The sequence below is a fragment of the Desulfobacter sp. genome (genome assembly GCF_050177295.1).
The window spans coordinates 1-8,598 of the sequence record NZ_JBFXHE010000181.1; the positions used below are offsets into that span (position 1 = coordinate 1).

General features: G+C 47.2%; 7 protein-coding genes. 1 reads left to right on the top strand and 6 read right to left on the bottom strand.

Annotated elements, in window-relative coordinates; translation table 11 throughout:
• Positions 1-142 precede the first annotated feature (142 nt).
• The 6 genes from rfbA to AB7U36_RS13275 all read right to left on the bottom strand — a co-directional run bounded on the left by rfbA (position 143) and on the right by AB7U36_RS13275 (position 7,766).
• Positions 143-1,021, bottom strand: a complete 879-nt coding sequence (gene rfbA, locus AB7U36_RS13250; RefSeq protein ID WP_428160237.1) for a glucose-1-phosphate thymidylyltransferase RfbA — start codon at positions 1,019-1,021, stop codon at positions 143-145.
• Positions 1,021-2,085 (bottom strand): dTDP-glucose 4,6-dehydratase, encoded by a 1,065-nt coding sequence (gene rfbB / locus AB7U36_RS13255; protein ID WP_428160238.1) that lies wholly within the window; start codon positions 2,083-2,085, stop codon positions 1,021-1,023. The genes rfbA and rfbB overlap by 1 nt, the downstream gene beginning before the upstream one ends.
• A gap of 110 nt (positions 2,086-2,195) precedes the next feature.
• The gene (locus AB7U36_RS13260) at positions 2,196-3,158 is read right to left on the bottom strand and encodes a glycosyltransferase family 2 protein (protein ID WP_428160239.1); all 963 of its coding nucleotides are present in this window, start codon (positions 3,156-3,158) and stop codon (positions 2,196-2,198) included.
• A 7-nt stretch (positions 3,159-3,165) separates the two neighbouring features.
• Positions 3,166-4,413 carry a TolC family protein gene (locus AB7U36_RS13265; protein ID WP_428160240.1) on the bottom strand — a complete coding sequence of 416 codons (1,248 nt, stop codon included), beginning with the start codon at positions 4,411-4,413 and terminating at the stop codon, positions 3,166-3,168.
• A gap of 345 nt (positions 4,414-4,758) precedes the next feature.
• Positions 4,759-7,041, bottom strand: coding sequence for a rhamnan synthesis F family protein (locus AB7U36_RS13270; protein WP_428160241.1), 2,283 nt, complete (start codon positions 7,039-7,041; stop codon positions 4,759-4,761).
• 8 nt (positions 7,042-7,049) lie between these two features.
• The gene (locus AB7U36_RS13275) at positions 7,050-7,766 is read right to left on the bottom strand and encodes a hypothetical protein (protein WP_428160242.1); all 717 of its coding nucleotides are present in this window, start codon (positions 7,764-7,766) and stop codon (positions 7,050-7,052) included.
• 220 nt (positions 7,767-7,986) lie between these two features.
• On the opposite strand from AB7U36_RS13275, the gene AB7U36_RS13280 reads away from it, so the two are divergent.
• A partial coding sequence (locus AB7U36_RS13280; protein ID WP_428160243.1) for an ABC transporter permease occupies positions 7,987-8,598 on the top strand: 612 nt, incomplete at its 3' end.

Consider the following 8,598-nt stretch of genomic DNA (forward strand, 5'->3'; position numbering starts at 1 on the left):
AATGTCCATGCCCTGGGGAATTGTTCTCTGAAGCTCCCAGCCCAGCTGGCCGTTGCTCCCCACGATCAGCACCTTCATGCCCCCCCCCCGGCCGAAAGCAGGGTCGCTTTTTTTTCTGCAGACATCGCTATCACCTTCCTATTCAACTGGTTTGATGGTTTCGGAACAGGTTCTTCAGATAGGTTCCGTAATCGGTTTTGCTGTAGTGCTCGGCCATGGCCAGAACCTGATCCTGGTCAATATACCCCATACGGTAGGCAATTTCCTCAAGGCAAGCCACTTTCAACCCCTGGCGTTTCTCCATGGTCTCGATAAACGAAGAGGCCTCAAGAAGCGACTCATGGGTGCCGGTGTCCAGCCAGGCCGTCCCCCGCCCCATGATTTCCACGTGAAGGTTCCCTTTTTCCAGGTAAGCCATGTTCACGTCGGTAATCTCCAGTTCTCCCCTGGGGGAAGGCGTCAACCCCCTGGCGATTTTAATGACATCATTGTCGTAAAAATAAAGTCCTGTGACTGCATAGCTTGATTTGGGGCATTCGGGCTTCTCCTCAATATCCACAGCTTTTCCGGCCTCGTCAAATGAGACCACACCGTACCGTTCCGGATCCTTGACCTGGTAACCGAACACTGTTCCCCCGGTTTTCCGGGCTGCAGCCCGCTGAAAACGCTCTGAAAGGCCATGGCCGTGAAAGAGGTTATCCCCCAGGATCAGGCAGACATTGTCCGAGCCGATAAATGCCTCACCGATGAGAAAGGCCTGGGCCAGACCTCCCGGCTCGGGCTGGACTTTGTAGGAGAGATTGATCCCCCACTGTGATCCGTCTTCCAGAAGCGCCCTGAATCTAGGCAGGTCTGCCGGTGTTGAAATCACCAGGATATCCCTTATCCCTGCCAGCATGAGGACGGACAGGGGATAGAAGATCATGGGCTTGTCATATACCGGCAGCAGCTGCTTGCTGGTCACCTTTGTGACCGGATAGAGCCGGGTGCCGGATCCCCCGGCCAGTATAATCCCTTTCATTATTTTACCCCCCGGGTGGTGTACTGGGTTTCAATCCATTTTCTGTACGCTCCGGTCTGAACCGAGCGGACCCAGTCCATATGATCCAGATACCAGTCTATGGTGGCGGCTAATGCCTGTTCAAAAGAATACTGGGCCTTAAATCCCACACTGCGTTCTGCCTTGGCGCAGTCAATCGCGTACCTGAGATCATGGCCCGGCCGGTCCTGAACATAGGAGATCAACTCACGGCTGCTGCTTTTCCGGCCGGTTCTTTTGTCCACTAGATCACAGATGGCCCGGACCACCGCCAGGTTGTTTTTCTCCTCTCCGCCGCCGATGTTATAGGTTCCGCCGGAGGTGCCTTTGAGAAACACCCGAACCAGGGCGTCGCAATGGTCTTTCACGTAGAGCCAGTCCCGGATATTCTCCCCTTTGCCATATACCGGGAGGGGCTTGTTGTCCAGGATATTGAGAATGACCAGGGGGATCAGTTTTTCCGGAAACTGATACGGGCCGTAGTTATTGGAGCAGTTGGTCACCACCACATCCAGGCCGTAGGTCCTGTGAAAGGCCTTGACAAAATGGTCTGAGGACGCCTTGGACGCGGAATAGGGACTTGACGGATCATAAGGGGTGGTTTCCGTAAAGGCCGGGTCTTTAAACCCCAGGCTGCCGTAAACCTCATCCGTGGAGACGTGGAGGAACCGGAACGGGGCGTCCGGTACGGACCGGACATGGGCAAGGCTTGCCTCCAGAAGTTTGAAGGTTCCTATGATATTGGTGTTTAAAAAAACTTCCGGCCCGGTAATGGACCGGTCCACATGGGTCTCCGCCGCAAAGTGGAACACCCCTGAAAAGCGGTGCGCCGCAAAGAGTTTTTCCAGAAGGCCTGCATCCGCGATATTCCCCTGGACAAAGGTATAGCGGTCATCCCTTTCCAGTTCCCTGTGGTTTTCGGGATTTCCCGCATAGGTGAGCGCGTCCAGATTAACCACCGCCCACCGGGGATGATTTTCCATGACAAATTTAATAAAATTGGTTCCGATAAACCCGGAACCGCCTGTGACCAGAATCGTTTCCATATAGTTATAATCCACTTGTGAATTTCATGATCTGCACATTGTACGACAGATGTAACCGTATATCATACCCTGGGCCTAAATCAAAGCAGCGGGCTGCTGGGTTGCCGATCTCATATGAAGAAAAGCCTGGAGATCATCAGACAGCGGCGCAACAGGGTCTGGGGAACGATCCCCTGGCGGGTCAGGAACCGGATACGCTGCAGTGGGGTCAGATCCAGAAGAGATGCATAGGCCCTGATAAGTTCAAAGTCGCGGCTCTTGAGATCCTGTTCCTCCATGCGCCGGGCTAAATCACCTGCCTGGGTCACGGACTGTGCCAGATACCGCCGGCCGGAGTTCCAGAGATGAAACCAGCGTCCTGTAAAAGGATTCAGGTGCCGGGCAATGGACTTGGCCCCGATTTGGTTGTTTTCATGCTGGCGATAGTGGATCAGGGGCCGGGCAATGAATTCAATCCGTCCCAGGGCTGCTGCCCAGAGCGCCAGCCACCAGTCGTGCATCAACACGGTGCCGGGCACAGGGTATGCGAGCGCCAGCAGCCGGCGGTTCACCATCACCGTACATCCGGTGACAAAATTCTGAACCAGGAGATTCTTCAGGGGATCCGACGTTTGATGTCCAATCCCCTGATAGGACATGAACGAGGGGGAGATCTCCTTCAAATGCGCATCTGCAACCATGGCATCGGAATGGACCAGGACCGGGCTGCCCGGAGAGACTTTTTCCGCATCCTGAATACACTGAAGCTGGCGTGAAAGTTTATCCGGATGCCAGAAGTCATCCTGATCCGAGAAGGCGAAATACCGGCAATCCGTATCCAGGGCCGCCCCCATCAGTGCAGAGAAATTCCGGATCACCCCGAGATTTTTCCCGTCATCCGTCATAACATGAAACCGGCTGTCGTTGCGGGCATGCTGCGCCAGGATTCGGCCGGAGTCGTCGGTTGAACCGTCATTACGCGCCAGGACCAGCCAGTCGGCATGGGACTGCCCCAGATAACTTTGAATCTGGGTTTCAATAAACCGGGTCCCGTTATAGACTCCCAGGAGAATCCCTATGGTCTCGGAAGCCATGGGCCGCCTATTCTTCGGACTCACCCATCATGAATTCAAGCTCGGCCCGGCCCATCTGGTAATCCAGCATTGCCTTGGTATAGTTGCTCTGGGCGCGGGTCAGACGGAACTGGGCGTCCAGAAGGTTGGAAAAGGTGGCCAGCCCTGCCTCGAGTCTGTGTTTTTCAACCTGGTATCCCTCTTCTGCCGCATCCACCGCCCTTTGGGTCACCTTGGTCCGGAGTTTGGCCTCTGTTATGGAAAAAAGGGCCTTGCGGATCCCCTCCTTTATGGACAGCTGGGTCTGCTGGATCTTCTCGCTTACCTGCTGAGCCTCCTTGAGGCTCGCACTCCTGTTGTACCAGTTTCTGCCGCCGTCAAAAATATCCCAGGAACAGGTCACCCCGGCACTCCAGTAGCGGTTTCTCTGGTCCCGGTCATAAGAAATGGTTGACATAGAATCATAGTCCCGGTTCATGTCGTTGTACCCCAGGTTCATTCTGACCAAGGGCAGATAGGCCCCCAGGGAGGCCGATGCGTCTTTTTCCTTCATGGCCACCTGCTTGGCCAGGCTTTCCAGGTCAGGCCGGTTTGCCCTGGCCACCTCCCAGCAGTTTTCAAATTCTGAAGGATTATCATCCCCGAAAAAGGCCAGCCCGCCCTCGAAGGTCACATCCCCGGATATCGGATGGTTCATGAGGGAAAACAAGGCCACCCGCTTGCGGTTCACATTGTTCATTGCCTGGCTCAACTGCTGCCGGGCGTCTGCCAGGTCTACCTGGGCACTGAGGACTTCCGCATAGGAAGTCAGGGATTTTTCCAGGTAGGCTTTGGCGGACTTTTCCCCTTCTTCAAGGCGCGTTACTGAGTCTTCAGCCACGCGGACATCCTGTTTCGCGCCCATGAGCTGGAAAAATGTGGCCTGGATATTATAGGAGAGTTCCAGCCGGACCAGCCTGCGGTCTGCCTCTTTACGTTCGATATCCAGTTTTGCCTTTTGGTAATTGTTGATCACCCGGTTACCGGCGTACAGCACCTGGGAAAGGGTCACTGAAAAATTCCGGATATACTGGTTCAGATAGTCGGTATCAGGGGTGTAGCCGTACTTGGAACTTTCGTTTTCAATCCGGTTGAAAGCGTAGGAAGAGGACAGGGAGGGGATAAAATCCGCCCGGGCCGCCTTTCGTCCCTCTTCCATGGCATCTACCGCATAATCCGCCTCTTTTACTGACGGGCTGTTTTCAAGTCCGTATTCCAGACATTTTGACAGGTTCATCACCGTTCCGGCATGGCACATCCCGGGCAAACTACCAATTACTCCAAAAAACAGGCAAATAACTATGATTCGTTTCAAACGATATCCCCCCCCCGCTACTGAGCTGGTTCCGATACAATCAGGACAAAAATCATTTTCCGACATCCCAAAAACCTGCCGGAGAATACCCTATTGATATCCATTAAAAATTTTCTGTTTATAAAACATTCACTGGGTCTTAGGCAAGATAAAATCTTTGGCTCATGCTGCGGCACTGGTTTAGTTCAAATGTTTGGTTCCCTTTAAAATCAAGGACTCTGAAATTCACTGAGAATTGCTGAAGTTCCGGTGTATGGGATAAAATAATTACCATCTGGTGCCTTTTTTATATACGGTTGTATATGTAAATTTATTTTTTTGAACCAGGCTTGGGGTGAACCTCTCCAGTGCATGCATAAAACTGCCGTCATAAGGAAGGGGCTCTTTTTCCAATATTGCTTCTTTATCAAGTTCAAACAGCTGTTTTATGGAATCTGTCCTTGCCCAGAACATATTGCCCACCGGGAAAACAGGTGTTTCCTCAATGGGGTTCATACCTGTCATCTTACACAGTTCATCCATAAAGTCTTTATTTTTTCCCATATCCACATAATGCATATCGTCAGGAAATACCAGCCCGGTTTTGGGATCACTGAACAGGCTTAATACACTCTTTGCATCATCCTTTGTACCGATAAGATTATCAAGCAGGTATCTTCTCCACCTGTTACCCATATCAGCATCCGTATCAAGTGACTTTTTAGAGTGAAAATGACCGATAACCTCATAATTGCCTTTTAATATTTTTTTCTTCAGATCAAATATCAAAGGCCCCATATCCCTGCCGATATTTTCAACAACAATAACCTCAATATGCTTGGCATTACAGTCTTTAAACGCCTGATACACTCTGTCCCTGATGGTTTCATCAACCACAGTGATAAACAGATCAAATTTGCCAGGCAGGTTCTTAAAATAGCGGCAGAATTCTTTGCCAATATCTTCATAAAAAAGGTGCAGGTGAACCGCATACCGGTATGAGATACCAGCCTTGGGCTCAAAAGGGATAATCTTGCATTGGTGTGTGGCTAACGTATTATTTTTCAAGGCCTTGAATAGAGGCACACTGTTTTCTTTATGATTGTCCTTCATCCATTTTAAATTTGAAAAGCCCGGTCTGGGGTTAAAATTATGGGTTTGTTGGAGGAGGTTTTTTTTATAGATATTAATGTAATTTAAAAGTGACTTATCCCTATTCTTGACATGGCTGAAAAACCTGATATCAATAGAATCGCTTTTTTTCAGGGTTTCAAAGATTTCCAAAGTCTCTTTCTGGTCCAAAGCAACCTCATCCATAAGCTCAAACAGGCGGGCCATATAAATGTCAAAATCTAACTTCTCTTTGACAATTTTTTGATTGACTCCCCTTTTTATATCTCCCTTGAGATAGGCTGATATCATTTTACCCAAGCCATGCACATCCAGGTAATCCGCAATGACGGATTCTGCATTGTTGTTATTTAAAAATTCTACTGATCCTGTGGTGTCATTAAAACAGGCAATGGGCAAATCTGCTTCCATGGCATCAATAACCACGTTGGGAAACGGATCCATCCGTGAGGTCAGGCAAAATATATCTGATACAGAGAATATGGCATCAAGGTTTTTTTGATGGGCCAAAAAAGCAAAATCCGATTCAAGTCCTAAATATTTAATCTCCCTTTCAAGCCATAAACAATAGGTAAAATCAATCTCAGGCTTATATCCGTCACCCACCCAGACAAATTTTAATTTACCCTTATAGTGATTTTTTATGTATCTGGCCGTATATAAAAAAAGATCAACCCCTTTTCTGATGTCCACATAACCGGAACCCACGATCACTTTTGTATCTTTATCTATGTTGAGCTTCTCACAAAGCGCTTTTGGGGTACTATCTTCTCCGTAGGATTCAGGTAAAAACTTTAATTTCCCCTGGGCCAGCAAAGCGATATTCATGGGAGGCTTGGTTATATTAAAGGTCTGGTTTAATTGTTCCAATATGGAGGTTTTGATGATGGTTGCAGGCAGTACAACTTTGTTGGCATGATACAGGGTGTCACGCATTCTGGTTTCGGGTTTTGTATATTCTGCAAATTCATGAACCAAAGAAAGGGTGGGGATGCCGACTTCATTTGCTGCTTTAAGAGCAGGAAAGGTAACCACAGAATTGCAGATCACGCAGTTAACATTATATTTTTTAACACAGGTTTTGAATAGATATTTTAAGACAAAAGGAATATGGATGCCCATACCATCAATCACTAAAAATGCGTCTTCAAAAAACATTCCATGGATATGGGATTTTCTGAGTACGATATTGATAACATTAAATTTTTCATTTAAAGACCGGGCAATATTTAGGCCCAAAAGCGGAGCGCCGGTAGCCGATGACTCATGACTCACCAGTATGACGGTCTCTTTATCTTTTTCATATTTTTGTTTGCCTTGTTTTGTTCTTCCTGTCTTTGACCTGATCTTTGACAGGACAGCGCGTGGGCCTTCTTTGTAAAGAATGTACCCAAGTCTCAGCACAATACCCGGCAATCTTAAAAAAATATTTTTTATCATTACGATTTTTACTTTATCTTTTCTTTTAATTTGTTAAATAAATAATCTGGCCCGAATGCCATATGGATGGAATGAGCTTTAATAAAATCTTCCATCTCCGAGAAATCAAGCCTGTACTGATCCTCTTTTTCAAGGATACTATATATGGCTTTTTTTTTAAGCAGTTTTTCCAATATTTTCACAATATCAAAAACCTTATACCGATAAGGATTTGCCAGGTCTACGATTTTGCATTGGTTTGAAAATTCAAGATATGCTTTGACCAGTTTCTTTACATCATTTATCTCAATAACATACCGATAGGCTTCAGCAAAAATAGTAAATTGCTGCTGCTGCTGGATGGATTTGTAAAAAAAGTTGATGATTGTTTTATGACTGATCAGATTTCCGAAAAGTTGGGGAATTCTGAAGATCAGGTAGTTATTTGAATTTGCACTTATGATCTCTTCCATGTGCTGCTTATGCTGATAATATTCGTTTTTTTCATAATCTTCTGCCGATAAAGCACAACTGCTGAAATATACAAATCTTTTATCATTATTTTCAACCAAGGTTTTTTCAAGCAGTTTTTTTTCCCGATTGAACTCTTGATCATCCCTGCAATCGGAGTTGGTAACCCCACTTGCAAAAATCACCACATCATCAAAAAAGCACCTGTCTTCTTTGAATGTTTTTGCCAATTGTCCGTTTCCGATGATCATGAATATACCTTTTTGTCCGCGCATTTGTTCAATTTGGAACCCATTAATATCTTTTTTGCCAGAAATCACAAGAGAAAATAGTTCCCACCCATATAATCCATAATCCCATAAAAAAAGACACAAGAACGTATTGAAAGAACTTCTAAAATTGGATTTTCATTGCTATTTAAAAGGAATTTTTGTATAAGCCCCATTTTGGTTGGGTTTGGTATTTCCCATCAAAATGCGCAAAGGAGTATCACTTATGACAGAATCCTCGGACCAGGGCTGCGACCCCCATTCTCCCGAGACAACCTCCCTTTCAGCCCTGGGTAAAAGTCTTTTGCAAAACCGTGGGCTTATCCTGCAGATGGCTACCCGGGAGGTCATTGGCCGTTACAAAGGCTCTGCATTGGGGGTGGCATGGTCTTTTATCATTCCGGTGTTTATGCTCACAATTTATACCTTTGTCTTTTCCGAGATCTTCAAGGCCCGATGGGGCGGAATGGGCGGGAATGAGAGCAAGACCCAGTTCGCAGTGCTGCTGTTTGCAGGCCTGATCGTGCTGAATCTTTTTAACGAAGTCATTAACCGTGCACCAGGGTTGATTGTCGCCAATGTTAATTATGTTAAAAAAGTACGGTTTCCCATTGAGATACTACCGGTGGTGGCCATGTTTGCAGCCCTGTTTCACTGCATTATCAGCATGGGGGTTCTTTTGACGGCCTTTGCCGTCTTCAACGGATTTTTGCACTGGACCCTTGTCTTCATCCCTCTGGTATTGCTGCCCCTTGTTGTCCTGACCATTGGGTTTTCCTGGATTCTGGCATCTTTGGGGGTATTTTTAAGGGATGTGGGCCAGAGCATCGGTATCCTC

Coding starts and splice junctions, on each gene's coding strand:
- AB7U36_RS13260 (WP_428160239.1), bottom strand. CDS start 3,158: ATGGCTTCCGAGACCATAGGGATTCTCCTGGGAGTCTATAACGGGACC.
- rfbA (WP_428160237.1), bottom strand. CDS start 1,021: ATGAAAGGGATTATACTGGCCGGGGGATCCGGCACCCGGCTCTATCCG.
- AB7U36_RS13270 (WP_428160241.1), bottom strand. CDS start 7,041: ATGATAAAAAATATTTTTTTAAGATTGCCGGGTATTGTGCTGAGACTT.
- AB7U36_RS13275 (WP_428160242.1), bottom strand. CDS start 7,766: ATGCGCGGACAAAAAGGTATATTCATGATCATCGGAAACGGACAATTG.
- AB7U36_RS13265 (WP_428160240.1), bottom strand. CDS start 4,413: ATGAACCTGTCAAAATGTCTGGAATACGGACTTGAAAACAGCCCGTCA.
- rfbB (WP_428160238.1), bottom strand. CDS start 2,085: ATGGAAACGATTCTGGTCACAGGCGGTTCCGGGTTTATCGGAACCAAT.